The 25,257-nt window shown below is 71.1% G+C and carries 29 protein-coding genes; 22 read left to right on the top strand and 7 right to left on the bottom strand.

What is annotated here, in order from left to right:
* Positions 1 to 81: 81 nt before the first annotated feature.
* On the bottom strand, positions 82 to 1,104 hold the full coding sequence (locus ACSYGO_RS22930; protein WP_345646861.1) for a LacI family DNA-binding transcriptional regulator: 1,023 nt from the start codon (positions 1,102 to 1,104) through the stop codon (positions 82 to 84).
* Positions 1,105 to 1,156: 52 nt separating this feature from the next.
* Positions 1,157 to 1,945, bottom strand: coding sequence for a winged helix-turn-helix transcriptional regulator (locus tag ACSYGO_RS22925; RefSeq protein ID WP_426679097.1), 789 nt, complete (start codon positions 1,943 to 1,945; stop codon positions 1,157 to 1,159).
* A 250-nt stretch (positions 1,946 to 2,195) separates the two neighbouring features.
* Between ACSYGO_RS22925 and ACSYGO_RS22920 the strand changes: the two genes are divergently transcribed.
* The 8 genes from ACSYGO_RS22920 (at position 2,196) to ACSYGO_RS22885 (ending at position 7,756) form a co-directional block, all read left to right on the top strand.
* On the top strand, positions 2,196 to 3,089 hold the full coding sequence (locus tag ACSYGO_RS22920) for an alpha/beta hydrolase (RefSeq protein WP_426679096.1): 894 nt from the start codon (positions 2,196 to 2,198) through the stop codon (positions 3,087 to 3,089).
* A 57-nt stretch (positions 3,090 to 3,146) separates the two neighbouring features.
* Complete coding sequence (locus tag ACSYGO_RS22915) at positions 3,147 to 3,401, top strand: MoaD/ThiS family protein (RefSeq protein WP_028804339.1); 255 nt, start codon at positions 3,147 to 3,149, stop codon at positions 3,399 to 3,401.
* Positions 3,402 to 3,409: 8 nt separating this feature from the next.
* Entirely contained in the window at positions 3,410 to 4,798 is a 1,389-nt protein-coding gene (locus ACSYGO_RS22910; protein ID WP_460387457.1) for a hypothetical protein, read from the top strand.
* Between the two features lie 151 nt (positions 4,799 to 4,949).
* Entirely contained in the window at positions 4,950 to 5,693 is a 744-nt protein-coding gene (locus ACSYGO_RS22905; RefSeq protein WP_095935209.1) for an LmeA family phospholipid-binding protein, read from the top strand.
* A gap of 280 nt (positions 5,694 to 5,973) precedes the next feature.
* A complete protein-coding gene (locus tag ACSYGO_RS22900) occupies positions 5,974 to 6,054 on the top strand; it encodes a putative leader peptide (protein ID WP_350310325.1) in 81 nt (26 codons plus the stop codon).
* A 143-nt stretch (positions 6,055 to 6,197) separates the two neighbouring features.
* The gene (locus ACSYGO_RS22895; RefSeq protein WP_095935208.1) at positions 6,198 to 7,043 is read left to right on the top strand and encodes a sulfurtransferase; all 846 of its coding nucleotides are present in this window, start codon (positions 6,198 to 6,200) and stop codon (positions 7,041 to 7,043) included.
* Positions 7,044 to 7,073: 30 nt separating this feature from the next.
* Positions 7,074 to 7,361, top strand: coding sequence for a DUF1416 domain-containing protein (locus tag ACSYGO_RS22890; protein ID WP_028804343.1), 288 nt, complete (start codon positions 7,074 to 7,076; stop codon positions 7,359 to 7,361).
* 134 nt (positions 7,362 to 7,495) lie between these two features.
* Positions 7,496 to 7,756 carry a DUF3099 domain-containing protein gene (locus ACSYGO_RS22885; RefSeq protein WP_028804344.1) on the top strand — a complete coding sequence of 87 codons (261 nt, stop codon included), beginning with the start codon at positions 7,496 to 7,498 and terminating at the stop codon, positions 7,754 to 7,756.
* A gap of 28 nt (positions 7,757 to 7,784) precedes the next feature.
* On the opposite strand, the gene ACSYGO_RS22880 is transcribed toward ACSYGO_RS22885, so the two are convergent.
* Positions 7,785 to 8,147, bottom strand: a complete 363-nt coding sequence (locus ACSYGO_RS22880) for a DsrE family protein (RefSeq protein WP_432175741.1) — start codon at positions 8,145 to 8,147, stop codon at positions 7,785 to 7,787.
* A 273-nt stretch (positions 8,148 to 8,420) separates the two neighbouring features.
* Between ACSYGO_RS22880 and ACSYGO_RS22875 the strand changes: the two genes are divergently transcribed.
* The 6 genes from ACSYGO_RS22875 to ygfZ all read left to right on the top strand — a co-directional run bounded on the left by ACSYGO_RS22875 (position 8,421) and on the right by ygfZ (position 13,436).
* Positions 8,421 to 9,230 carry a hypothetical protein gene (locus ACSYGO_RS22875; protein ID WP_460387453.1) on the top strand — a complete coding sequence of 270 codons (810 nt, stop codon included), beginning with the start codon at positions 8,421 to 8,423 and terminating at the stop codon, positions 9,228 to 9,230.
* On the top strand, positions 9,227 to 10,135 hold the full coding sequence (locus ACSYGO_RS22870; RefSeq protein WP_460387451.1) for a hypothetical protein: 909 nt from the start codon (positions 9,227 to 9,229) through the stop codon (positions 10,133 to 10,135). Before ACSYGO_RS22875 ends, ACSYGO_RS22870 begins: the two co-directional genes overlap by 4 nt.
* The gene (locus ACSYGO_RS22865; RefSeq protein ID WP_460387449.1) at positions 10,132 to 11,154 is read left to right on the top strand and encodes a hypothetical protein; all 1,023 of its coding nucleotides are present in this window, start codon (positions 10,132 to 10,134) and stop codon (positions 11,152 to 11,154) included. The genes ACSYGO_RS22870 and ACSYGO_RS22865 overlap by 4 nt, the downstream gene beginning before the upstream one ends.
* A 249-nt stretch (positions 11,155 to 11,403) precedes the next feature.
* Entirely contained in the window at positions 11,404 to 11,979 is a 576-nt protein-coding gene (locus tag ACSYGO_RS22860) for a heme-binding beta-barrel domain-containing protein (protein WP_426679090.1), read from the top strand.
* Positions 11,980 to 12,014: 35 nt separating this feature from the next.
* Complete coding sequence (locus ACSYGO_RS22855) at positions 12,015 to 12,452, top strand: Fur family transcriptional regulator (protein WP_028804350.1); 438 nt, start codon at positions 12,015 to 12,017, stop codon at positions 12,450 to 12,452.
* A gap of 9 nt (positions 12,453 to 12,461) precedes the next feature.
* A complete protein-coding gene (ygfZ, locus tag ACSYGO_RS22850; RefSeq protein WP_432175737.1) occupies positions 12,462 to 13,436 on the top strand; it encodes a CAF17-like 4Fe-4S cluster assembly/insertion protein YgfZ in 975 nt (324 codons plus the stop codon).
* A gap of 35 nt (positions 13,437 to 13,471) precedes the next feature.
* On the opposite strand, the gene dtd is transcribed toward ygfZ, so the two are convergent.
* On the bottom strand, positions 13,472 to 13,897 hold the full coding sequence (gene dtd, locus ACSYGO_RS22845) for a D-aminoacyl-tRNA deacylase (protein WP_432175766.1): 426 nt from the start codon (positions 13,895 to 13,897) through the stop codon (positions 13,472 to 13,474).
* A 389-nt stretch (positions 13,898 to 14,286) separates the two neighbouring features.
* Here dtd and ACSYGO_RS22840 point away from each other — a divergent pair, with 389 nt between their 5' ends.
* The 3 genes from ACSYGO_RS22840 (at position 14,287) to ACSYGO_RS22830 (ending at position 17,789) form a co-directional block, all read left to right on the top strand.
* On the top strand, positions 14,287 to 14,940 hold the full coding sequence (locus ACSYGO_RS22840) for an RsiG family protein (protein WP_432175736.1): 654 nt from the start codon (positions 14,287 to 14,289) through the stop codon (positions 14,938 to 14,940).
* A 408-nt stretch (positions 14,941 to 15,348) separates the two neighbouring features.
* A complete protein-coding gene (locus tag ACSYGO_RS22835) occupies positions 15,349 to 16,353 on the top strand; it encodes an asparaginase (protein WP_426679087.1) in 1,005 nt (334 codons plus the stop codon).
* Positions 16,354 to 16,532: 179 nt separating this feature from the next.
* Positions 16,533 to 17,789 (top strand): GNAT family N-acetyltransferase, encoded by a 1,257-nt coding sequence (locus tag ACSYGO_RS22830; protein ID WP_460387447.1) that lies wholly within the window; start codon positions 16,533 to 16,535, stop codon positions 17,787 to 17,789.
* A 205-nt stretch (positions 17,790 to 17,994) separates the two neighbouring features.
* Here the strand turns inward: ACSYGO_RS22830 and ACSYGO_RS22825 are convergent, their stop codons facing one another.
* Positions 17,995 to 18,180 carry a hypothetical protein gene (locus tag ACSYGO_RS22825; protein ID WP_028804356.1) on the bottom strand — a complete coding sequence of 62 codons (186 nt, stop codon included), beginning with the start codon at positions 18,178 to 18,180 and terminating at the stop codon, positions 17,995 to 17,997.
* 216 nt (positions 18,181 to 18,396) lie between these two features.
* Between ACSYGO_RS22825 and ACSYGO_RS22820 the strand changes: the two genes are divergently transcribed.
* Complete coding sequence (locus ACSYGO_RS22820) at positions 18,397 to 19,305, top strand: winged helix-turn-helix domain-containing protein (protein WP_426679085.1); 909 nt, start codon at positions 18,397 to 18,399, stop codon at positions 19,303 to 19,305.
* A gap of 57 nt (positions 19,306 to 19,362) precedes the next feature.
* On the opposite strand, the gene ACSYGO_RS22815 is transcribed toward ACSYGO_RS22820, so the two are convergent.
* Positions 19,363 to 19,551, bottom strand: coding sequence for a hypothetical protein (locus ACSYGO_RS22815; protein WP_095935199.1), 189 nt, complete (start codon positions 19,549 to 19,551; stop codon positions 19,363 to 19,365).
* Between the two features lie 206 nt (positions 19,552 to 19,757).
* Here ACSYGO_RS22815 and ACSYGO_RS22810 point away from each other — a divergent pair, with 206 nt between their 5' ends.
* Together ACSYGO_RS22810 and ACSYGO_RS22805 are read left to right on the top strand one after the other, a co-directional pair.
* Positions 19,758 to 20,636 (top strand): GntR family transcriptional regulator, encoded by an 879-nt coding sequence (locus ACSYGO_RS22810; protein ID WP_426679084.1) that lies wholly within the window; start codon positions 19,758 to 19,760, stop codon positions 20,634 to 20,636.
* Positions 20,636 to 21,373, top strand: coding sequence for an HAD family hydrolase (locus ACSYGO_RS22805; protein ID WP_426679083.1), 738 nt, complete (start codon positions 20,636 to 20,638; stop codon positions 21,371 to 21,373). Before ACSYGO_RS22810 ends, ACSYGO_RS22805 begins: the two co-directional genes overlap by 1 nt.
* A 67-nt stretch (positions 21,374 to 21,440) precedes the next feature.
* Here ACSYGO_RS22805 and ACSYGO_RS22800 read toward each other — a convergent pair whose 3' ends face one another.
* Positions 21,441 to 21,665, bottom strand: a complete 225-nt coding sequence (locus ACSYGO_RS22800) for a hypothetical protein (protein ID WP_460387444.1) — start codon at positions 21,663 to 21,665, stop codon at positions 21,441 to 21,443.
* A 193-nt stretch (positions 21,666 to 21,858) separates the two neighbouring features.
* Between ACSYGO_RS22800 and ACSYGO_RS22795 the strand changes: the two genes are divergently transcribed.
* Positions 21,859 to 22,761, top strand: coding sequence for a GntR family transcriptional regulator (locus tag ACSYGO_RS22795; RefSeq protein ID WP_460387443.1), 903 nt, complete (start codon positions 21,859 to 21,861; stop codon positions 22,759 to 22,761).
* Positions 22,762 to 22,999: 238 nt separating this feature from the next.
* Positions 23,000 to 25,234, top strand: a complete 2,235-nt coding sequence (locus ACSYGO_RS22790) for a phosphotransferase family protein (protein WP_460387442.1) — start codon at positions 23,000 to 23,002, stop codon at positions 25,232 to 25,234.
* The last annotated feature ends 23 nt before the right edge of the window (positions 25,235 to 25,257 follow it).

Raw genomic sequence — 25,257 nt, 5'->3', positions numbered from 1 at the left:
CGGACGCGCCGGTCCCGCGATCTTCGCGGGGCCGGCGCAGCCGTGCGGGCCGCCGCGCGCCGCCGTGAGACCGGGTGAGACCTATTCGCAGCCGCAGGAGCGGCGGACCACCAGGCGCGACGGGAACTGCTTCAGCCGCTCACGGCGGGAACCGGCCACCCGCAGGCCGTCGTCGAGGACGAGGTCCACGGCGGCGCGGGCCATGGCCGAGCGGTCCGATGCGATCGTTGTCAGCGGCGGGTCCGTCAGGGCCGCTTCCTTGACGTCGTCGAAGCCCGCCACGGCCAGCTCGCCCGGCACGTCGATGCGCAGCTCGCGGGCCGCGCGCAGCAGACCGATCGCCTGGTCGTCGGTGGAGCAGAAGATGGCGGGCGGCCGGTCGGGCCCCGCCAGCAGCTCCAGGGCGACCTGGTACGCGTCGTAGCGGTTGTACGGCGCCTCGAAGAGCCGGCCCTCGGTGGGGATCCCGGCCTCCTGCATGGCGCGCCGCCAGCCCTCGACGTGGTCGGAGACGGGGTCGCCGACCGCGGGCGTCTCGGCGGTGCCGCCGAGACAGGCGACGTACTCGTACCCGTGCTCCAGCAGGTGGCGGACCGCAAGCTGCGCGCCGCCCAGGTCGTCCGTGACGACCGCGACGTCGTCGATCGCCTCCGGGCGTTCGTGCAGCAGCACCACGCGGGCGTCCCAGGCGTCGATCTCGGCTGCCGCGTGGTCGTTCAGCGCGTGGCTGACGAGGATCAGTCCGGAGACCCGCATGCCGAGGAAGGCCCGCAGATAGTGGACCTCGCGCTCGGCGATGTAGTCGGTGTTGCCGACGAGCACCATCTTCCCGCGCTCGGCGGCGGCCTGTTCGACCGCGTGCGCCATCTCGCCGAAGAACGGCTGACGGGCGTCCGGGATGATCAGGCCTATGAGTTCGGTGCGGCGCGACGCCATGGCCTGGGCGACCCGGTCGGGCCGGTATCCCAGCTCCTTGATCGCGGCGAGGACGCGCTCGCGCGTGGCCGGGGCGACCGGCCGGGGTCCGTTGTTGATGACATAGCTGACGACCGCGGTGGAAGTCCCCGCCAGTCGCGCCACATCATCCCGAGTCACCTTGGCCACGCGCGGAGTCTACGCGGATGGACCGCCTCTGGGCAGGGCGTACCGGAGGCTTCTACGCCTCCGCGGTCACCTCGGTGGCGTCCACGGCGTCCACGCGAGCCGTCTCGTCCGCATCATCCGCCTTTGGCCGGGCCGCCTTGGCCTTCGCCTCGTCCGCCGAGCGGTCCAGCTTCTCGGGCGTAACGAATCGATAACCGACGTTCCGGACGGTCCCGATCAGCGACTCGTGCTCGGGTCCGAGCTTCGCGCGGAGCCTTCGTACGTGGACGTCGACCGTCCTCGTGCCGCCGAAGTAGTCGTAGCCCCAGACCTCCTGGAGCAGCTGGGCGCGGGTGAAGACGCGGCCCGGGTGCTGCGCGAGGTACTTCAGGAGCTCGAACTCCTTGAACGTCAGGTCGAGGACCCGGCCCTTGAGCTTGGCGCTGTAGGTCGCCTCGTCCACGGAGAGGTCGCCGTTGCGGATCTCCATGGGGGAGTCGTCGTTGACGATCTGCTGGCGGCCCATGGCCAGGCGCAGCCGCGCCTCCACCTCGGCCGGCCCCGCGGTGTCGAGCAGTACGTCGTCGATGCCCCAGTCGGCGGTGACGGCGGCGAGACCGCCCTCCGTGACGACGAGGATCAGCGGACAGCCCGGTCCCGTGGAACGCAGCAGCTGGCACAGGCTGCGGACCTGGGGCAGATCACGGCGGCCGTCGATGAGGATGACGTCGGCGCCGGGGGTGTCGACGAGAGCGGGGCCTTCCGCCGGAGCCACTCGCACGTTGTGCAGGAGCAGGCCGAGAGCGGGAAGCACCTCCGTCGACGGCTGAAGGGCATTGGTCAGGAGCAGCAGAGAACTCATCGCGCCCCTCCTGCCCGGGTCGTCATACGTTCGTGCACGGTTCGCTCGCCCATAACGTCTGGTTCCTCCTCGGTCCCTGCGAGGACGTTTGCGGCACTGCTTCGTACGTGCGGTTCCCGCGCCCTGGGATCCGCTGCGCGTCCGACGCCCGTACACCTGCGGTTTCCCGCTTCGTATACAACGCTTCCGAAAGCACAAAAGGACCCGGGGGCTACGCTGCCCGAGTCCTCTGCCCAGCAGAATAGCCCACATGAGCTCAGGTCCGGCAGGTCAAGTGACGCGATCTTCCCGTCGTCCACCCCTTGAGACGGCGCCGCGCGGCCCGCTGCGCGCGTTTCTGCGCACCACGGACGGAGTGTCCGTCGAAGCCGCGTACGACCCCGGAACGACGCCTTCGGGTGACCTCGCGATCGTCGTCGCGCACGGTTTCACGGGTGATCTGGACCGCCCCCACGTGCGCCGTGCGGCGGGCGTCCTCGGGCGGAACGCGGCGGTCGTCACCTTCTCCTTCCGTGGTCACGGCCGTTCCGGCGGGCGTTCCACGGTCGGCGACCGCGAGGTCCTCGACCTGGCGGCCGCGGTCGCCTGGGCACGGGAGCTCGGACACACACGCATCGCGACCGTCGGCTTCTCCATGGGCGGCTCCGTGGTGCTGCGGCACGCGGCGCTGTACGGACCGGGCGCGGCGGAGCGGGCCGCGCGGCCCGGAGAACCGGGAGAAGGGGACCAGGAGCACGAGGGGCGCACGGATGCGCGGACGGACGCGGTGGTTTCGGTGAGCGCACCGGCCCGCTGGTACTACCGCGGCACCGCCCCTATGCGGCGCCTGCACTGGCTGGTAACCCGCCCGGCCGGCCGCGTCGTCGGCCGCTACGGTCTGCGGACCCGCATCCACCACCGCGAGTGGGACCCGGTGCCCGCGTCCCCCGTCGAGTCCGTCCCCCTCATCGCGCCCACCCCGCTGCTGATCGTCCACGGCGACCGGGACGGCTACTTCCCGCTGGACCACCCGCGGATGCTCGCCGACGCCTCCGGCGGTCACGCCGAGCTGTGGCTGGAGCACGGCATGGGCCATGCCGAGAACGCCAGTGACGACGGGCTGCTGGCCCGGATCGGCGACTGGGCCGTCACGCACGCCAGCTAGCCTGACGGTGTTCACAGGATCCACTGATTCTCACGCAGCCACTGATTGAGGAACGAGATGGCAAAGGGCACGGTGCGTTACTGGGCCGCCGCCAAGTCCGCGGCAGGCGTCGCCGAGGAGCCGTACGACGCGGGCACGCTCGCCGAGGCGCTCGACGCGGCCCGCGAGCGACACCCCGGCGAACTCGTCCGCGTCCTGCGGCGATGCTCGTTCCTCATCGACGGTGACCCCGTGGGTACCCGCGAGCATGAGACGGTACGGCTGGCCGAGGGCGGCACGGTCGAGGTGCTCCCGCCGTTCGCAGGAGGGTGAGCGAGACGATGAGCAACCAGCCGCACGAGGGCAGGTACGAGCATCCCCACGAGGGGTACGACCCGTACCGGCAGCAGCCGTCGCAGCCGTCCGCGCACCACCCCCAGCAGCAGAACGCGCCCGAGCCCGACTGGCAGCAGCACACCCAGCAGTGGGAGGGGCAGACCTGGGAGACCCAGGCCCAGCCCCCGGTGCCGGCCGCGGACACGACCTACCTGCCGCCGCAGGGGTATCAGCAGGCGTACCAGGACCAGGACCAGGACCAGGGCCACGGGCACGATCAGGGGTACCAGGAGCCGCACGGGTACGGGTACGGGTACGGGCCGGGCGTCACGGCGCAGCCGCTTCCGCAGGAGAACGCGCACGGTGCGGCTCAGGGCTGGGACCACACCCAGGCCCAGTACCAGCAGCAGGGCCACGAGGCGCAGCAGCCCGTCCAGCACCAGCAGCCGCAGGCTCAGTACCCGCAGCAGCCGGTCCAGCAGGCGCAGCACCAGTACCAGCAGCAGCCGGTCCAGCCGCAGCACCCGCAGGCGCAGGACCGGTCGACGCACGCCCAGGCGCAGCCGCGGCAGCCCGGGGCGACCGCCGCGGACGAGGCGTCCGGGTACGGTCCGCCGACCCTCACCGGCAACGCGCGCATCACCGACGCCCAGCGGGCCCGCGCCGAGGGCCGCTCGCCGATCATCGAGCCCGGGATCCAGCCCGCGGGGCTGACGGCGGCGCTCGGGCTCCTGATGGCCGGTGCCGCGTCGGTCGGGGAGTACGCCCTGCTCGTCCCCCTCGTCCTTCTCCAGGCCGTCACCGCGGCGGGATGGTTCCGGCTGAACGGCATGTGGCCGGCCCGGCAGGGCATCGCCCTCGCCTTCCTGGGCGCGGTGACCGCCGACGTCGCCCTGCTCGTGGCCGGCCGGGAGAACGCGCCCGCCGCGATCCTCGGCACGCTCGGCGTGTGGGTGCTCCTCACCCTCGTCCTGCAGCTGCGCAGCCACGCCGACCCGGACACCCGGATGTACGGGTTGATGGCGACCGTCGCCTCGGCGGCGCTGTCGATCGTCGCGGCCGGACACCTCGCGGCCGAACCGGACGCCGTCACGGTGGGCGCGGCCGCGGTCGCCGTGGCGATCCTGGCCCGTGCGCTGCCGCTGCCGACGGTGGCCTCCGTCGCGGTGGCGCTGCTCGCCGCCGCGGGAGCCGGCGTCGCGCTGGGCGGTGCGACGGACCTGGGCGCGAAGGGGGCCCTCCTCGGCCTCGGCGCGGGTGTCTGCGCGCTGATCGGCCACCGGGTGGCCAGCTACGACTACCCGTCCCGGTTCGTCCACTTCACCGCGGGTGTCGCCCTTCCGCTGGCCGCGGCGGCCCCGGCGGTCTACCTGCTGGGCAGGGCGCTGGGCTGAGGCCCGCCGGCCCGTCCGGCGGCCTTGTCACAGGTGATCGACAACTTTCTGTGCACCCCCGGCCGGTCCTCGGCCGGGGTTAGGCTCGCGCTGGACGGCCACCCGGGTCGTCGAGACCGACCGAGCCGGCCGAGGTGGGGGAACACCGAGCATGCGCGCGCTGCGAATAATCCTGATCGTCGTCGTGGTCCTGGGCGGCCTGTTCGTGATCGCGGACCGGGTCGCGGTCGGATTCGCCGAGGACGAGGCGGCCGACCGGATCAAGAGCACGGAGGGGCTGTCCAGCACGCCCGACGTGTCCATCGAGGGCTTCCCCTTCCTCACCCAGGTGGTCAGCGGCGAGCTCGACGACGTGAAGATCGGCATCAAGGACTACGAGGCGTCGACGGGCGGCACGAACGCCGCCACCGCCAAGATCCGGATCGACGACCTGAACGCCGAGATGCACGGTGTCGCGTTCAGCGGCGACTACAGCTCCGCCACCGCCGACAGCGCCACGGGGACCGCCACCATCTCCTACGACGAGCTGCTCAAGGCCGCGAAGTCCGAGCCCGCGCAGGTGGCCCCCGGTGTCACCGCCCAGGTCATCGGCCTCTCCGACGGCGGCGACGGCAAGGTCAAGGTCACGGTCTCGGCGACGGTCCTCGGCACCAAGCTGCCCCAGCCGGTCTCCGTGCTCAGCTCCGTCAGCGTCCACGGCGACACGGTGCGGGTGCACGCCGACTCCCTGCCCAAGCTGGGCGTCGAACTCGCCGAGGGCCGTATCCGGTCCATCACCGACTTCCAGCAGAAGATCGACGAGCTGCCGGGCGGCATCGAGCTCGACAAGGTCGAGGCGGCCGAGGACGGCGTGGACATCTCGGTGAAGGGTTCGGACGTCAAGCTGGTCGGGTAGCCGGTCGGGGAGTCGGTCGAGCAGCCGGCCGGGGCGCGGCGGCGCGGGCCGGGCGGCGCGCCGACAGCGGCCCGAGGGCCTTGTGCGGGTCTCCGGGCGGCCGGGTGTCCGAGGGGCGAGACGGCCTGGTCCGTACAGCAGATGGGATGACGGATCCGGGAACCCGGAAACCGTGCGGGCGTGGCCTCGGCGGCTGATCCGTCCCGCAATGTGGACGATCGCATCTCAGGATACGACACACCGGTGACATGCCCGCCTGTCCGTCCCTACGATCGGACGCATGAAGCGACAGGCGGATCTCACGAAGCGGCGGGCAGTCGACCTGTGCCGCGTCGCCGCCATGCTCTGTCGCACCTTCTGAGCGGAAGCGTTCCGACTTCCGCGAGCCGGGCCCTCGACCTCTCTCGTCGGGGCCACCCCTGCGCCGCGCAGCCCTCACCGGCATGACCGCGCATTTCTCTCTAAAGCCCCGCCCCGCCGCAACTGCCCCGGAGGAGAAAGAGCATGAGCCGCAGCGACGTCCTGGTAGACGCCGACTGGGTCCAGGACCACCTGGACGACCCGAACGTGGCCGTCGTCGAGGTCGACGAGGACACGTCGGCGTACGAGAAGAACCACATCAAGAACGCCATCCGGATCGACTGGACCAAGGACCTCCAGGACCCGGTGCGCCGTGACTTCATCGACCAGGAGGGCTTCGAGAAGCTCCTGTCGTCGAAGGGCATCGGCAACGACACGCTCGTCGTCCTCTACGGCGGCAACAACAACTGGTTCGCGTCGTACGCCTACTGGTACTTCAAGCTCTACGGCCACGAGAACGTGAAGCTCCTCGACGGCGGCCGCAAGAAGTGGGAGCTCGACTCCCGCGACCTCGTCGACGGTTCGCAGGTGCCCGAGCGCGCCGCCACCGACTACAAGGCGAAGGCCCAGAACACCGCGATCCGCGCCTTCCGTGACGACGTCGTCGCCGCGATCGGCTCGCAGAACCTGGTCGACGTGCGTTCGCCCGACGAGTTCAGCGGCAAGCTGCTCGCCCCGGCCCACCTGCCGCAGGAGCAGTCCCAGCGTCCGGGCCACGTCCCGACCGCCCGCAACATCCCGTGGTCGAAGAACGCCAACGACGACGGCACCTTCAAGTCGGACGACGAGCTCAAGGAGCTCTACGCCGACGAGCAGGTCGACCTGGCCAAGGACACGATCGCCTACTGCCGCATCGGTGAGCGCTCGGCGCTCACCTGGTTCGTGCTGCACGAGCTGCTCGGCGTGGAGAACGTCAAGAACTACGACGGCTCCTGGACCGAGTACGGCTCCCTGGTGGGCGTTCCGATCGAGCTCGGCGCCAACAAGTAACCCCCAAGGCCTGAAGGACGGAATCGAAATATGTGTGGAGCGAAGGCCGGCGGCCCCGACGCCTCGACGATCAAGCCCGGTGAGACCACGATCCAGGGTCAGGTGACCCGCGACGGCCAGCCGGTGACGGGTTACGTCCGCCTGCTGGACTCGACCGGCGAGTTCACCGCCGAGGTCCCGACCTCGGCGACCGGGCAGTTCCGCTTCTACGCGGCCGAGGGCACCTGGACCGTGCGCGCCCTGGTCCCGGGCGGCAGCGCCGACCGCACGGTCGTCGCCCAGACGGGCGGCCTCGCCGAGGTCGCGATCGCCGTCTGACGGCACCGCCAGAACGGCCGAAGGGCCGCACCCCCGGGGGTTGGACGCTTACCGGATCGGGGTGCGGCCCTTCGGCTCGCCCGGGGCCCGCGCATCCCTGCGCCACCCGGCGTCCACGGGCCTACGCTGGTGGTATGTACGCACGCAGGCGGCACGTGTACTTCGCCATGATGGGGACGTGCATCGGGCTCTTCGTCCTGGCCTGGGGAGTGGTGCGCCTCTGGTCGATTCCCGTGGCCGTGGGCATGTGCGTGGTGGCGATGGTGATTCCTCCGGTGGCCGCGATGGTGGCCAACCGGCGTGGTCCCGAGGACCGCTGGTGGGACGACCCCTCCGGCGATCCCGAGTCCGACAAGTGGTGGGACGAGCTGGACGGCAAGAAGCCGCGCCAGTGAGCCCGCGCTCCCGCCGCCCCCGGCGGTGTCAGTAGACGAGGGCCTGGGCCCCGTCCGCCATCGCCTCCTGGACGAAGACCTGCGCGCCCGCGATGCGCACGCCCTTGAGGACGTCGTCCTCCGTGATCTCCCGCCGTGCGGCGCACTGGGTGCACAGGGTGATGCGGCCACTCGCCAGGATCGAGTCGATCAGGTCGGGCAGCGGTGCGGCGTGCGGAAGCTCGAACTCGGCCGCGCGGCCCGGCAGGGCGAACCACGAGGACTCGCCGGTCAGCCACAGGGAGACCTCGACGCCACTGGCCACGGCCACCGCCGCGACGGTGAACGCCTGTGAGCAGCGCTCCGGGGCATCGGCCCCCGCCGTCACCTTGATCACGAGCTTTTTCGCCATGGCCGAATGGTAGTCCGAATCGTAATCAAGTCCCGTACAACTCCATGCATGAGCCATGGGTCTCCTGTGCGCGCGGATACGGAATCTGCGCTTCACGTTCTGTGGGGGGACGTCATGGAAGTACCTGAAGGACCCGAAACACCTGAAAGACCGGTCGTACCTGGAGTTGTGCCGGTTGCCGATCCCGGCACGGCCGCTCCGGGCGGGGCCGGCCCGTCCGCGCCTGCCCGGGCGGCCGACGTACCGGCCGCGGTACCGGCGGAGTCGTCCGCCGTGCCGGCCGATCCGTCCGCCGTGCCGGCCGATCCGTCCGCCGTGCCGGCCGATCCGTCCGCCGTGCCGGCCGATCCGTCCGCCGTGCCGGCCGATCCGGACGGCACCACGGTGCGGCCCGCGCGCCGGCGCGGCCGTACGACCCTGATCGTCGCCACCGCGGCCGTGCTCGGCCTCGTCGCCGGGACCTGCGCCGGCTATCTGGTGCAGGCCGACCGCGAGCCCACCAAGCTGCCGTCGCTGTCGCAGCCGGTGATGGCGCAGGCCAAGGGCGAGGGCCCCGAGCCGCTGTCCGCCGCCCAGGACCGCCGGGTGAAGACCGACGGCGACCTGCGCAAGCTGCTGATCAAGCGGCCCAAGGGCACGAAGGTGCCCGATTGGGAGCCCGGCGAGGACGGCTGGCTGAACATGGCCGACTACGCCGACCAGCTGGAGAACTCGGGCCGGGAGTTCGGCGACCTCGTCAAGTCGGAGTACCGCCGGGCCGCCGGCACCAGCTGGCTGGTCGGCAGCAACCAGAGCGTCGAGATCCGGCTGGTGCAGTACCGCCAGGAGGAGAGCCTCGGTGCCTCCGACCGCGTCTCCTGGTGGAACACGGACGACACCAGCAGCTGGCCCATCCCGGGCGCGGGCGACGGCATGGTCTACCTCTTCAAGGTCGAGAGGAAGGCCGGCTACCTGCCCCTCTACAAGGCGCAGGCGTCCGCCTCACGCGGCGACATCGCCATGGAGATCTGGATCTACGACACCAAGCCGATCCCGAAGTCCAAGATCATGGACCTGGCCAAGCGGCAGATGGAGCGGCTGTGACCGAGCAACCGACGACCCCGGAACCCGCGCAGCAGCCCGCGACCCCGGCGCAGCAGCCCACGCCCCCCGTGGACGGCGCCCCTGCTCCCGCTCCGGCACCCCTGTCCGATGTCGTCCAGGCACCGGCCCAGGACCCCGCCCAGGAGCCCGCCCCCGCGAAGAAGCCCGTACGCCGTGGCCGCGTCGCCGCGGTCGTCGGCTCCCTCGTCCTCGTCGGCGCGCTGGTCGGCGGTGTCGGCTACACCGTCGTGACGGTCCAGGACGCCGACCGCGACGCGGGCGCGCCCACCTGGAAGTTCCCCAAGGGGCAGAAGGAGGAGGCCAAGGCGGCGAAGAGCTCCTCGTCCCTCGCCTCCATGCTCGTGTCGTACGGCGACGGCTGGACCCGGGGCCCCGACATCGCCGGGTTCGGCTCGGACGCCGCGCTCAGCGGCGGCGAGGCGGCCGCCCTGCGCAAGGAGTCGGTCCGTGATCTGCCCCGCTCCCAGCGGCGGCGGATCGAGAAGGAGATCGACAAGCAGCACACCAAGGGCATGGCGATGCGCAGCTACCTCTACGGCGGCTCCACGCTCGACGACGACGGCACCTACACCGTCAGCATCGAGCTGGCGCAGATCGAGGACAAGCGGGCCGTGCGGAACATGTCGACGTTCCAGAACGAGTTCCTGGAGGCCCTCTCCGTCTTCCGGCACGGGCCGAAGATCGAGGGCCACAAGAACGCCAAGTGCTTCCTGCCGCCCAAGGACAAGGAGGAGAAGCTCGACATGATGGTCTGCTCCGCGTACCAGGGCGACGTGCTGGTCAGCGCCACCGCGTACGCGGCGAAGCCACTGAACACCAAGGGGGTCGCGAAGCTCCTGCGCGAGCAGCTCGACCGCATCGAGGAGCCGGGGGAGGCGGTATGACCGAGCAGACGACACCGACCGGGACGCCCGCGGAGCCGGAGGCCGCTCCGCACCAGAGCGTGCCGCCCGCCCCCGCGGAGCCGCAGCCCCCGGCCGCGGTCCAGGCGCCGCCGGCCCCGGTGGCCCCGACCGTGCCCGACCTGCCGCAGGCGCCGCCCGCCACCGTCCAGGGCCAGCTGCCCGCGACGGCCGACGGCCAGGTGCCCGTGACCGTCGAGGGCCTGGTGCCCGAGGCGAGCGCGGTGAAGGTGAAGAAGGACCGCAGGGTCCTGCGCGCCGTGCTGCGCTGGACGGCCGCCACCGTGGTCTTCGCGGCGGTCGGCACGGCCGCCGCGTACGGCATCACGCGGATGGAGCGCACCGACGTACCGGGTCTGGCGACGCAGGCCGACGGACGCTGGGACTACCCGACGATCAGCAAGCCGCCGCTGCCGTCCGGCAGCCCGGGCCCGTTCGCCGAGACGAACATGAGCGGCAGCCACTACGCCGACCTGCGCAAGCTCGTGCTGCCCGCGCCGAAGGGCGCGAAGACCGACACGGCGCTGCGCGGCGAGGACGGCTGGCTGACGTGGAAGGCGTTCCTGGCCGAGTACGCCGAGAAGGCGGACCGGGACACCGTCGGCCAGCTGCTGACCGACTACGGTCTGCGGCACATCGCCGCGCGCGGCTGGACCGCCGCCGACGGCACGCGGACGCGGATCTACCTGCTGCAGTTCGACACCGCGGCCGTCGCGGAGGATCTGGCCTCCACCCAGCTCGCGAACTACGACTCGGCGCAGTTCGCGGTGCGCGGTGTCACCGGCACCGAGCGGGACGAGAAGTTCCCGGAGCGCGCCGCGGTCGACGAGATCACCCGGTTCGCGTACACGGAGAGCAAGCCGTACGGCGCCGAGCAGGTCAGGGAGGCGTACCTGTCCGCGGGGGACACCATCGCCCTCGTCGTGCAGTCCCACAAGGGCGTTGCGAAGGCGGTCCCGTTCCAGCAGACGGTGATCCTGCAGAGTCAGCTGCTCGGCTGAGCCGGGCGGCCCCGCGAGGGCGTACCTGACCGAGAGAGCCGGGCCCCAGCCGCGTAAGCTGGGGCCCGGCCTTGTGTACCGCCGATCCGCTCATCCGAGGAGCACCCTGTGGAGATCTTCTTCGAAACCCTGCTGGTCCTGGTCTGCGTCGGCGTTCTCGCCTTCGCCGGTCTGACCGTGAAGAAGCTGTACCAGGGCCAGCGCTGACCGCAGTCACCGAACTGACGCTACGAGACTTCTGAGCTGCTCATGATCGAGATCCCGTCGGACCTCCACAAGGACCTGGTCCCCCTCGCCTTCCTGCTCGGCACCTGGGCCGGCGCGGGCGTTCACGACTTCCCCGGCTCCGAGAAGTGCAACTTCGGGCAGGAGGTCACGTTCACGCACGACGGGCGCGACTTCCTGGAGTACCACTCGCACACCTGGGTGCTCGACGCTGACGGGAACAAGGTCAGGCCGCTGGAGAGCGAGTCCGGTTTCTGGCGCGTCGACGCCGACCGCAAGGTCGAGGTCGTGATGACCCGCGACGACGGCGTCGTCGAGATCTGGTACGGCGAGCTGGCCGACAAGAAGCCGCAGATCGACCTGGTCACGGACGCCGTGGCGCGCACCGCCGCGTCCGGCCCGTACAGCGGCGGCAAGCGCCTGTACGGCTACGTGAAGAGCGACCTCATGTGGGTCGGCGAGAAGCAGACCCCCGAGGTCGAGCTGCGCCCCTACATGTCCGCGCACCTGAAGAAGGTCGTCACCCCGGAGGACGTCGAGCGCTGGGCGAAGGCCCTGCCGGACGACATGCCGGACGACGGCATCGCGTTCTTCAAGTAGTCATCGTCTCCCGGAGTGGTCCTAGACTCTCTGGTGTGGTGAGCACCGACTGGAAGAGTGATCTGCGGCAGCGCGGCTACCGGCTGACCCCGCAGCGGCAACTCGTGCTCGAAGCCGTGGACACCCTGGAACACGCGACCCCCGACGACATCCTCGTGGAAGTGAGGAAGACGGCGTCGGGGGTCAACATTTCCACGGTGTACCGGACCCTCGAACTCCTCGAGGAGCTGGGGCTGGTCAGTCACGCGCACCTCGGACACGGCGCGCCGACCTACCACCTCGCGGACCGGCACCATCACATCCACCTGGTGTGCCGCGACTGCACGAACGTCATCGAGGCCGACGTGTCGGTCGCCGCCGAGTTCACCGCGAAGCTGCGCGAGACCTTCGGCTTCGAGACGGACATGAAGCACTTCGCGATCTTCGGGCGCTGCCGTGACTGCACCCTCAAGAGTTCAACTACCAAGTCGTAGGCTAGGCGCATGAAGAGCCCCCTGCTGTCCCTGCCCGGCGCTGTTCCCGCCGAGGGCGTGGACGAAGGCGTCGCCGCCCACTACGGCGATCTGTTCCGCGAGCAGCGCGCCCTCGCCGACGGCGCGGGTTTCGTCGACCTCTCCCACCGCGGTGTCGTCACCGTCACCGGGGAGGACCGGCTGAGCTGGCTGCACCTGCTGCTCACGCAGCACGTCACGGACCTCCCGGTGGGCCGCGCCACCGAGGCGCTGATCCTCTCCGCGCACGGTCACATCGAGCACGCGCTGTACCTCGTCGACGACGGCGAGACGGTGTGGATGCACACGGAGCCGGGCACCCAGGAGGCGCTGATCGCGTACCTGGAGTCGATGAAGTTCTTCTACCGCGTCGAAGTCGCCGACTCGACGGCCGAGTTCGCGGTGGTGCATCTTCCCGCCGGCTCCATCGCCGAGGTGCCCGAGGGCGTCGTCGTGCGTGAGACGCCGTACGGCCGTGACCTCTTCCTCCCGCGCGCCGACCTGGAGCCGTACGCCGAGGACGCCGCGAAGCACGGGCCGCCCGCCGGGCTGCTCGCCTACGAGGCGCTGCGGGTGGAGCACCACCGTCCCCGGCTCGGCTTCGAGACCGACCACCGCACCATCCCGCACGAACTGGGCTGGATCGGCACCGCGGTACACCTCCAGAAGGGCTGCTACCGCGGCCAGGAGACCGTCGCCCGCGTGCAGAACCTGGGCAAGCCCCCGCGCCGCCTCGTCTTCCTGCACCTCGACGGCAGCGAGGTGCACCTGCCGCCCCACGGCACCGAACTGCGGCTCGCGGCCGACGGCCCCGACGGCCGCAAGATCGGCTTCATCACCACGTCCGTACGCCACCACGAGCTGGGCCCCGTCGCCCTGGCCCTGGTGAAGCGGAACGTGCCGGTGGACGCGCCGCTCATGGCGGACTCGACGGCGGCCGCCCAGGAGGTCGTGGTCGAGCCCTAGGGTCCGGCTCCCGGCCGCGGGGCGGTGCCCCGCGGTCACATCTCCAGCAGCACGGTGAACGGGCCGTCGTTCGTCAGCGAGACCCGCATCCGCGCGCCGAAGCGGCCCGTCGCCACCGTCGCGCCCAGCGCGCGGAGCTGGGCGACGACCTCGTCGACGAGGGGTTCCGCCACATCTCCCGGCGCTGCCGCGTTCCAGGTGGGGCGGCGGCCCTTGCGGGCGTCGCCGTACAGCGTGAACTGGCTGATGACGAGCAGCGGCGCGTCGACGTCGGAGCAGGACCGCTCGTCCGTCAGCATCCGGATGGACCAGAGTTTGCGGGCGAGTTGGGCCGCCTTCTCCTTGGTGTCCTCGTGCGTGACGCCGACGAGGACGCACAGTCCCTCACCGGTGATCTCGCCGACCGTCTCGCCCTCCACGACGACGCTCGCGCCGTCCACCCTCTGCACCACCGCACGCATGCCGCCCATGATGCCGTGCCGCCGCGCCGCGACGTCGCGCGGGCCCTCCCACGCCTCACGCGCATCGCGGGCACCGCCTTCATCAGGCGCCGCCAGGCGTGCCGTACGGGCGCCGCCACGCGCCTCGGGCCGCGCCCGAGAGGTGTCGCGCGGGTCGTCCCGCACGCCGCGCGGTTCTGTCACGGGCGCCGTGCGAGCCCCGCGCGGGCGCCGCGCGGACCCCCGCGCGCGCCCGGCTCCCTTCGCGTGATTTCCGGGGGCGCTAACCCCCCATCTGGGGCCGATCGGGGGCACTCGGTCACATAGCGACCACTGGGAGTGGCACGATGCAGGGTGTTGCGGTGCATACGTGGGGTGGACCGCGCCGGTCGAGGGGACGGTAGAGGCAGATGAGCACACCTGGTACCGGGCAGCCGCCCGCAGCCGTATCATTGACCCGGACGAGCCCACGGGCCGGCAGGGTGGCCGCGCGGCCACCGGCGCAGCGCACCGACAGTCCCCTGTCCGTCGACCCGCCCCCGCACGACTTGGCCGTGCTCCGGCTGCCCGAACTGCGCACGCTGCGCCGGGACGCCCAGCGCGACGAGGCCGACCTCAGCTATGTGCGGCGGCTCCTGCAGGGACGCATCGACATCCTGCGGGCGGAACTGGCCCGCCGCGGCGGCCTGCGGATCCCCTCCCCGGAGCCGGGCGGGCCCGCGGCCCCCGAATCCTTCGAGGTGTCGGTCGTCGCACGGCTCGCGGAGATCCTCACGGACGCGCCCGCCCGGCACCGCTCGTCGGCCCGGCACGTGACCGTGGGCACACCGCATGGCGAGGAGTACCGGCGGCTGGCCGCCGACATGCTCGCCGAGGTCGAGCTCTCCGACCTCGACGCCCGCACCGACGAGGAGCTCGGCGCGGGCATGGGACGGCTCGTCCGCTACGAGCAGCAGGTCTCCCGGCGACGCCAGCAGCTCCAGCGCACGGCCGACGACTGCAGCGCCGAGATCGCCCGCAGGTACCGTGAAGGAGAAGCACAAGTAGACGACCTGCTCATGTGACGCGGCGGCCCCGGTGATCCCGGGGCCGTGCGGCGGTCGCGGCGGCCCCCCCGGGGCCGGCCGGGGCCCGGGGACCTCCCGGCCGGCCGGACCGGACGGGGCTCCCGCGCCGCCGCCCGGGAAGACCCGGGGCCGCGGTGGCGGTGGTCGCACGCGGCCCGGTGACCGGGGCCGTGGTGACGGTGACCGAGCCCCCGCCCGGGAGATCCGGGACGTGGCGGCGGCGCCGTGCCCGGCCCGGCCGGTCCGCGTCCGCGACGGCCGCGACCGGGCCCGGTGCCCGGGTCCGTGGCGGCGGCGACCGTGTCCCGGCCCGGAAGGTCCGGTGCGCGAGAGCCCGGCCCCGGATCCGGCGACGTTCCGGGTCCGGCCGCCTGAACGGGTCCCCGTCCCGGAAGGCCACCGCCGATGTCCGCCGTCCCCGCCCGCACCACCGCAGACCCCGCCATATCCCGCGAGCCCGCCCCGGCGCCCGCGCACCCCGTCCTCGCCGAGATCGTGCGCTCCGGATTCGTCGAGGGGCGGCACCGCGGCAGCCTGGTGCTGCTCGCCGCCGACGGGACGGTCGAGCTGGCGCTCGGCGACGTGACCGCGCCGGTCTTCCCCCGCTCGTCGAACAAGCCCATGCAGGCGGCGGGCGTGCTGCGCGCCGGCCTCGACCTGGCCGGAGAGCGGCTCGCCCTCGCCGCCGCCAGCCACTCCGGCGAGACCTTCCACCGTGATCTCGTCCACAAGATGCTGGACGAGCACGGGCTCGCCGCCACCCAGCTCCAGTGCCCGCCGGACCTGCCGCTCGACCCGGCCGAGGCCGAGACCTACCTGGCCACCGGCGAGGTCCGCGACCGCGTCACCATGAACTGCTCCGGCAAGCACACGGCGATGCTCGCGGTGTGCGCGCAGCGCGGCTGGCCCACCGAGTCGTACCTCGACCCCGGGCACCCCCTCCAGCAGCTCATCCACTCCGTGGTCGAGGAGGCGGCGGGCGAGCCCGTCGCCGCGGTCGGCACGGACGGCTGCGGGGCACCGCTGATGGCCATCAGCCTCACCGGCCTCGCCCGTGCCTTCCGCTCCTTCGTCCTCGCGGCCCCCGGCTCCGCGGAGCGCCGTGTCGCGGACGCGATGCGCGCCCACCCCGAGTACGTCGCCGGTACGCGCCGCCCCGACACCTGGCTGATGCGGGAGATCCCGGGCGCCCTGTCCAAGATGGGCGCGGAGGCCGTCCAGGCGGTGGCTCTGCCGGACGGCCGCGCCCTCGCCTTCAAGATCGACGACGGCGGGGGCCGCGCCCTGGGCCCGGTGCTCGCCCGCGCGCTCGGCCTGCTCGGCGTGGACGCGCCGGTCGTCTCACGCATCGGCCGCTCGCCGCTGCTCGGCGGGGGCCGCGAGGTGGGGGAGATCCGGGTGGCGTTCTGACGGAGCGGCCGCGGTCCGCACGGCGCGGGGTGGCCCCGGGGGGCGTTTCCCGGGAGTCCGCCCTCGCGGGGTGTGCAGGTAGTCCCGGGCCCCGTCCCTGGGGCGGGGCCCGGGCGGCAGGGCGGGGAGCGGTGAAAAACGCCGCGACACCCGCCGCGTCGTACACCTAGCGTGGCGCCATGAGCCCCCGCGACACCACAGACGTACGAGCGATCACCGAGGCCGAGATCGCGGACTGGATCCGCGCGCTGAACACGGGGTTCCTGCGGTCGCCGGCCGTGTCGGAGCGGGAGCTCGCGGACCGCAGCTCCTACATCGTGCCCGAGCGCACCCTGGGTGCCTTCGACGGCGCCCGGTGCGTGGCGACGTTCCGGTCCTTCCCGCAGGAGCTCACCGTCGTCGGGGGTGCCGCCGTACCCGCCGACGCCATCTCGAACGTCACGGTCACGGCCACGCACCGTCGCCGCGGTCTGCTCAGCCGCATGATGGCGGCCGACCTGGCGGCGGCGCGGGAGCGGGGAGACGTCGTCGCGACGCTGATCGCGGCGGAGTACCCGATCTACGGCCGGTACGGCTTCGGTCCCGCCACCAGCACCGCCCAGTGGACCATCGACGTGCCGCGCACGGGTCTCGATCCCCGGTGGGCGGGCCCGGACGACGGCGGTCGCATCGACCTGGTCGACGGCGAGGACGTCCGCAAGACCGGCCCCGAACTGCACGAGCGGCTCCGCCGCGCCCAGCCCGGCGCGGTCAGCCGCGACGACCGCTGGTGGCAGGCCAACACCGGCGCGCTCGTGCTGGACCGCTCGCCGTGGACCGAGCCGTTCTACGCGGTGTACCGATCGGCCGAGGGCGAGGTCGAGGGCCTGGTCTCGTACGAGGCGGACGACAACTGGGGTGACGCCAAGCAGCCGTTGAACACGGCCGACGTGAACTGGCTCATCGCGGTCACCCCGCGGGCCGAGCGCGCCCTGTGGCAGTACCTCTGCTCGATCGACTGGATCGCCCGGGTCAAGACGGGCTGGCGGGCTCCCGACGACCTGCTGCCGCACTTCCTGCCCGATCCGCGCGCCGCGCGCATCACCACGCAGTCGGACTGGCTGTGGGTGCGCGTCCTGGACGTCGTACGGGCTCTGGAGGCCCGCACCTACGCGGGTTCGGGGACGCTGGTCCTGGAGGTCACGGACCGGGACGGGCTGTCGGCCGGCCGGTACGCGCTCGACGCGGGGCCGGACGGCGCGTCCTGCGCGCCGACCACGCGGGCCGCCGACCTCACCCTGGACGTGGGCGAGCTGGCGGCCCTGTGGCTGGGCGACGAGTCGGCGGTGCGGCTCGCCGCGCTGGGGCGGGTGCGGGAAGAACGAGAGGGCGCCGCCTCCGTTGCCGACGCCCTGCTCCGCACGTCCAGGCGACCGTGGTGCCCGGACCTGTTCTGAGCTGATTCCGTAGCTTCGTACCTCCTTCGCGGCCGGGGCCGTGGGGCCGGTGTCCGACGACAGTGATCCGTAGCGATTCAGTTGTGGTGGTGCCGGGCGGTGCCCTGTCGTGCCGGGCGGTGCCCGATGGTGCGGACTGACCGAGCTCCCGGCTCCCCTCCGGAAGGGAGCCCGGTCAGCCGGACTGCCGGACGGTGGGCGCCCGTCAGCCGGACTGGGCGAGCAGCATCACGAGGATCACGGCCCCGATGCCGCTGATCGCGGTGTTCTTGGCCTTGAGCCCGATGGACAGCGCGACGAACGCGATGATGCCCATCGGCCCGTACTTCCACTGGACGAGCTGCTCGAATCCGATGGCGAGGGCGGCGACGGCGAGGGCGATGAACGGCATGACGATCCCTCCTTCGGGACGGAGTGGGCGGAACCCCGCTGAGGACCGTCCGTCCGGCGCCCCTGGCTGACAGGTGCGACTCCGACGGCCAACCCCCCGGAAGTTTGACCATGTTGCTGAAGTTGGCGACCAACTCACTCTTACTTATCTCCGCGTTGGGTCGACTCATAACCACCTATCCAGTAACTGCCCAAAGATGGCGGGAAGTTGTAGTGTTTGGTCGTGGACCCGGAACATGCCCCCGTCAATGGGCGGAACAGGTCACCACGGCCACACGCGTCACACCGCGAGGTGGCCGACGAGCTGCGCAGGCGGATCAGGTCCGGTCAGCTGCGAGCAGGTCAGCGCATGCCCACGCAGGCCAAGCTGGCCGACGAGTTCGGCGTGGAGCGCGCGGCCGTGCGCCAGGCGCTGCGCATCCTGCAGTCCGAGCGGCTGCTCGTGAACATGTCCAAGGGGAGCCCGGCGACCGTGGCCGACCAGCCGGACAAGGCCCTGACCGGCCCCGAGGCCAGGCCGCAGCCCACCACGGTGGCGCTCGGCGCGCGGATCGCGGCGGCCTTCGCCGCCCCTCACGTGGAGATAGACGCGCTGTGCCTGACGTCGATCTCGCTGACCCTCGCCATGGGCGAGCCGTTGCGTCAGATCCACGCCGGGCGTATCAAACCGGCCAAGGTGGATGTCCGGGTGCTGCTCCCGAGCAGCGACATCGACCTGGCGTTCCCGGCCCCCGTCGACGCCTCGTCCGACGGCCGGCTCCAGCGCAACTGGCTGGCCAACCGCAACGCCCAGGGCCAGGTGCTGCGGCACAATCTGCTCGCCCTCCGCTCCACGCACGGCATCGACGTCCACGTCACCTTCCGCGCGCTCCCTTTCACGCCGCCCGTGAAGCTGTACCTGCTCAACGGCGCCGAGGCCCTCTTCGCGTACTACACCCTCGTCAAGCGTGAAGAGGAGATCGACCATGTACATCTGGAGATGTACGACGTCCAGGGCACCCAGTCCATGCTCTTCCCGTTCACCCAGGGCGCCGGGCTGCGGGACACCACGTTCGTCGAGCAGTCCCATCTGTGGTTCAACGCACTGTGGGAGACCATCAGCTCGGAGCTGGTGCTCACGAGCTGAGGTCTCCCGGGCGGAGGTGGTGCGGGCGGAGGCCGTCGGGCCGGGGGTCCTCGCAGCTCACAGGGCGGGGGCGGCGACCATCAGGGCGAGCACGACGGCCCCGATGGAGCTGCACGCGGGGCTCTTCGCCTTGAGGCCGATGGTGAGCAGCAGCAGTCCCACGATGCCCATGGGGCCGTACTGCCACTGGACGAGCTGTTCGAAGCCGACGACGAAGACGGCGGAGAGGAGGGCGATGGCGGGCATGGTGGTTCCTCCTGCTTCAGGTCCTTCTTTCACGGAAGACCGGTGCGGGGCCGGTGGGGGCGGCGGGAGCACGGCCGGGAGGGGAGGCAAAACTTCCGCCAACTTGGCCGAGTTGGCTACCAACTATGTATAGGTTGTCCCCAGTTGGTCGATGTCCATAAACAACTCCCGAACAACTCCCGGTAGATGGACGCAAGTTGTAACGTTTGGTCGTGACCCAGGAGAACGTGGCAGTGAACGGCAGCAGAAAGATCTCGCCCCAGGAGATCGCCGACGTGCTGCGCGAGCGCATCCGCGCCGGAGACCTCAAGGCGGGCGACCGCCTGCCCACTCAGGCCGAGTTGGCGGAGGAGTTCGGTGTCGAGCGCGGCACCGTCCGCCAGGCCCTCCGCGCGCTCCAGGAGGACGGTCTCCTCAGCAACGTCAGCAAGGGCAGCCCGCCGCGGATCGCCGAGGTCCCCCCGGTACGGGACGAACCCCAGCCGACGATGGTGGGCCTCGCGCCGCGTCTCACCGAGGCGTTCTCCGTGCCCCACGTGCGCATCGACGCCGCCTGCCTCACCGCGGAGACCCTGATGCTGGCCCTCGGTGATCCGGTCCGCCAGATCCACGAGGGCAGGATCCGCCCGGCGTCGATCGACGTACGGATCCTGCTGCCGTCCCGGGACATCAACCTGGCCTTCCCGGTCCCCGTCGAGGCCCAGGGCGAGGACGACCCCGTCCACAAGCGCTGGCTGGACCAGCGCAACGCCCAGGTCGTCGTCCTGCGCCACAACCTCCAGTCCCTGCGCTCCTCGCACGGCATCGATGTCAGGGTGACCTTCCGGGCCCTGCCCTTCACCCCGCCGGTGAAGCTCTACCTGCTCAACGAGGCCGAGGCGCTGTTCGCGTACTACATGGTCACCAAGCGGGAGGAGGCCATGGACAGCGGCATCCTGGAGATGTACGACGCCCTCGGCTCCGCGTCCCTCCTCTTCTCCTTCGAGAAGCGGGCCGGCCAGCGGGACGCCGCCTTCGTGGAGCAATCCCAGAAGTGGTTCGACGCCCTCTGGGAAACCATCACCACGGACCTGACACTCTCCTAGTGACTTCTGATACGGCGCAGACTGAATCGGTGGCAACAGAGACAGAGAACCTACGGGAAGTGATCACTCGCGCCCGCTATGTCCTCTTCGACTTCGACGGTCCCATCTGCCGGCTGTTCGCGGGGCACTCCGCGGAGGACGTGGCGAAGGACCTCGTGGAGTGGCTGGAGCAGCACGGGCTGCTCGGGCTGCTGACCGAGGACGAGCGTGTCCACCCCGATCCGATGGCTGTCCTGTACGCGGTCAACCGGCGGGACCCGCGCAGCGACCTGGTGGCGGAGCTGGAGGAGCGGCTCACCTACCAGGAGCTCCAGGCGGTGCCCTCCGCCTGGCCCACCGCCTTCGCGGACCCGTTGATCCGCACCTGGAGCGCGGTCGGTGTGCGGCTGGCGATCGCGACCAACAACTCCCCCCGCACGGCGGCCGGGTACCTCGCGAGCCGGGGGCTCACCGAGTGTTTCGCGCCCAACATCTACGGGCGTACGCGCGACCTGCACCGTCTCAAGCCCGATCCGCACTGTCTCAACCGTGCCCTGAACGCCCTGGGCGCCGCCCCGTCGGCGGCCCTCATGATCGGCGACGCCCCCTCGGACCTCCTCGCCGCCCGGCAGGCGGGTGTTCCGTTTCTCGGCTACGCGCGTAACGAGGACAAGGGGAAGCTGCTGCGGGACGCGGGAGCGGAGCATGTGGTGGATTCGCTGGAGCCGGTGCTGCGGCTCGTCCGCGACCAGGGCTGAGGGCTCGGCGCCGGATCGGACCTGACGGCCCATCGCCGGGAGCGGATCCGACGGCCCATCGCCGGGCTCAGGCCTGAAGGCTCATCGCCAGCAGGCAGACGAGGAGCCCGAGCGCCCACCAGCCCGGGTGCTCCCGGAGCGTCCGCCTGATCGCCTTGAGCGCGAGCTGTATGAGCACGGGCGCGAGGGCCAGCAGGAACAGTCCCAGACCGCCGAGCGGTCCGAGCCGTGTCTGCACCACGTGACCGACCGCGAATTGAATGACCGTCCCCACCAGTTGAAAGAAGACCACGTCCCCCACCCCGTCCGCTTCAGAGAACCAATCAACCAGCCGTCCAATTGGACTGATTTCCCTGTGAGTGGTCTGCCCTGCCTGACTGATCGCTTAACGGGCAGGCGCCTGCCGGATATGCCGACCGGCACATCCGGCCGCCAATGTGACTGAAAGCGGTTTGCCCGAGCGTGGGGAGCGGTACGGTCGCGATGTGGGAGAAGAGCGCGGCGGCGGAGGCGGCACGGAGTTCGACCGTGTCCTCGGAGAGCTGCGCACCCGGATAGCCGATGGCACCTACCCGCTCGACTCCCAGCTCCCGCCGCAGCGTGAACTCGCCGAGATGTTCGATGTGTCGAGGGACACCGTGCAACGGGTGATACGGGAGCTCAACAGCGAAGGATGGATCAGGTCCCGTCAGGGCAGTGGCACGCGCGTCGTGAAGAGGCCGACGCACGCGGGTACGTCGAGCCAGGAGCCGCCGCGGGTGCGTGCGGCGCTCGGCACCTTCATCGCCCGGGCTTTCGCGCAACCGGTAGTCCAATTGGACGTGTTCACCCTCACCTCGGAGTCGCTGGACGCACACATCCGCCTCCAGGCCGAGCGCATCCGCCTCGGGGAGATCCGGCCCGAGCGCATCGAGCTGCGCATGCTGCTGCCCGCGGAGTCGATCGACCTCCCGTATCCCCGGGCGCGGGTGACGGACCCGGAGGAGGAGCTCCAGGAGCCGGGCCGGCCGCACCGGTTGCAGGAGCGGCTGCGGGGCATCACGCGCCGGCACGCGACCTCGCTGCGCGTCGCGCTGCTCGACCTCCAGGCGGAGGGGCTGGTCCCGTCCGCCGACGCGGTGATCCGCTATGTGCCACTGGTCCCGACGTACAAGCTGTATCTGCGGCCGGGCGTCGAGGCGCTGTTCGGGCCCTACGAGGTGGTGGAGCGCCCCATCCTGCTGGACGACGGCACGGAGGTCGACGCGCTCGACGTCCTCGGTCTGGGCTCGACGCTGACCCGCCACGTCAATGACGAGGGCGATCCCGACTCACCGGGGTCCGTCTTCATGGAGAGCATGCAGGGCTGGTTCGACTCCTGCTGGAACCTCCTCGCCGAGACGTCCTGAGGCGACCTGACAGACCGTGGGGCGATCCGACCTGGGCGAGTGCGGGTGGGCACACCCTGAAACGCACCCGGAATCAGGCCGACTTCGAACGGCGTGAGGCTCATGGGTGGAATCTCTCTCAGGTCGGTATCGAATGCTGACGTCCGGCCATCCGTAATTGCAGCAGAGCACTAAGGTGTGCTCACCTCTCGCGGCGCATGAACTTCAATGGCGACGCACAGTTATTCAGGAGTGACCCGTGGGCGTTCCGCCGTTGCCTCCCAGGCCCGCTCCGGCAAGGGCGGCGGACGCCGAGTACGACGCCTTCGTGCGCTACGCCCGGGCCCTGGGGTCGTTCGGCCGTGGGCACCACAACACGAACTACATGGTGCGCCCGCTGTCCGAAGGGCACTCCGCGCTCCCGGAGTGCGAGGACGGGGCGGCGGTCACGGTCCGGGAGCCGATCCCCTCCGCGCTGCCCGTGGTCATCAGGACCTGGCAGGACGAGGCGGAGGTCCTCGACAGGATCCGCCGATTCCTGCCGCACGTGCCGCGCTGCCTGGTCAAGCGCGGGGACAAGACCATCCTCAGCTATGTGGAGGGCGTGCCGCTCTCCAGCATCTGCCCGAACGGCAAACCGGTCGACGCCGGCCTCATCGCGGCGCTGGCCGGGCTGTTCGCCGACATGACGCAGGTGCGCAGACAGCACCTGCCGGAGTTGCCGCCGTCCTGGCCCCGCTCCAGCCGGAACAGCAGGGCCTTCCTGCAAGCGCTGGCCCACGCGGCCGAGGAGCAGATCCGACAGCGCAACTGGCACGAGTTCGGCGGTCTGTTCGCGATGCTGGGCATCCCGGACGATGCGCTGGTGCGGTTCGCGGAACGTGTGCCCGCGCTCATCAGACGGCCCTTCAGCCTGCTCCACACCGACCTCCACCGGGACAACGTGATCGTCTCGTATCACGGAGACCCGCCCCTGATCTGCGTCGACTGGGAGCTGGCGTCCTTCGGGGACCCGCTGCACGACCTCGCCACCCACCTGGTGCGGATGCAGTACCCCGACTACCAGTGGTCCGAGGTGATCGAGGCATGGCGTGAGGCCATGGGCAGCCGGCGCAGCAATGCCGTCGACGGTCTTGACCGGGACCTGAAGCACTATCTGGCCTTCGAGCGGGCGCAGTCGGTCTATCCGGACGTGATGCGGGCCGCCACCCTGCTCGGTGACACCTTCGACCAGCGGGACCTGGACGCCGCGACGGGTGCGGTGCACCGGGCGCTCGTCGCCGCCGAGGAACCGTTGCGCCTCAAGAAGGTGCCGGACAAGGGGGAGATCGAACGCATTCTCTTCCGGTGGAACGAGTCCAACGGGGTCAAGGCCAGCCGTGAGAGGTCCGTCTTCCAGATCGTCTGGGATCGCGACCCGCGGGTACCGGAGCATCCCGAGTTCTCCGGGACGGCGGTGAGCAACGCGCTGTTCGAGGAAGGCGCGGCCTCCGCGGACCGCGTGTTCAAGGGGACGGCCCATCTGAACACGAAGGTCCGTGTCCCGGGAGTCTCGTTTCCGGTCATGGTCCGCCGGAAGGTGGGCTCGGCGAACCCCAGGGAACGCCGGTTTCTCGACGAGCACGCCGTCCTCAGGGCCATCGAGCGGTCAGGGACAGCGGTGCGTGCCCCGCGCGTGCTCGCTCTCGGCACCAGTGGTCTGAAAGAACCATTCACCATTCACTCGTACGAAGGATCGGCGGACGGTTTCGGGCCGCCGGTCCATCCCGAGAGCGGGCTGCTGCCGCACGAGGCGGACGATCTGGTGAAGCAACTTGCTGCACTGACCCAGGTCGACTGCGACGAGCTGGACCCCTTCATGCGGGGGCCGGAGTTCTACTGGGAGCTCCAGTACGAGCTGGTCCGCATGGTGAACGCGCTGCCCAAGGCCACCACGGAGGTAGCGCGCGAACTGGGACTTCCCGGCAGCTACCGGCTGATGGAGATCCTCGAACGGCACACCGTGGTTCCCCGCCGTCCGGTGCTGCTGCACGGCGACCTCAACCCGTGGAACCTGGTACGCCGGGACGACGGGGGGCTGACCCTCATCGACTGGGAGATGGCGATGATCGGCGACCCGCTGTACGACTTGGTGCGCCACATGCATCTGACTCCGACCCGGCCCGAGATCCGCGAGCGCCTGTTCTCCCGCTGGTACCGGTCGCTGCCCGAGGACTGCACGAAGGGCTGGAACCAGGACTGGCGCGTGTACCGGTGGATGGAGGTCGTCCGGTCGGCGTACGTGGACCTGGACCGTCTCGTGACCGGCGACAGCCTGGAGGCCCCCAACGTCCGCCGCGCGGTGGACGCCTACGCGATGACCCTGGCCGCGGCCACGGCCGCGCTGGGCCTCCCGAAGAGACGGAAGGTGCCGGCGAACCCCTATCTTGCCCGTGCCTTGATGTCCCGCAACGATGGAGACCTACGGACGGTTGAGGTCCCCGCGGACGTCTGACGGGCCGGACGGCGCCGCAGGGC

This window comes from Streptomyces krungchingensis (assembly GCF_054729265.1).
This window is presented reverse-complemented; position numbering and strand designations above follow the sequence as displayed.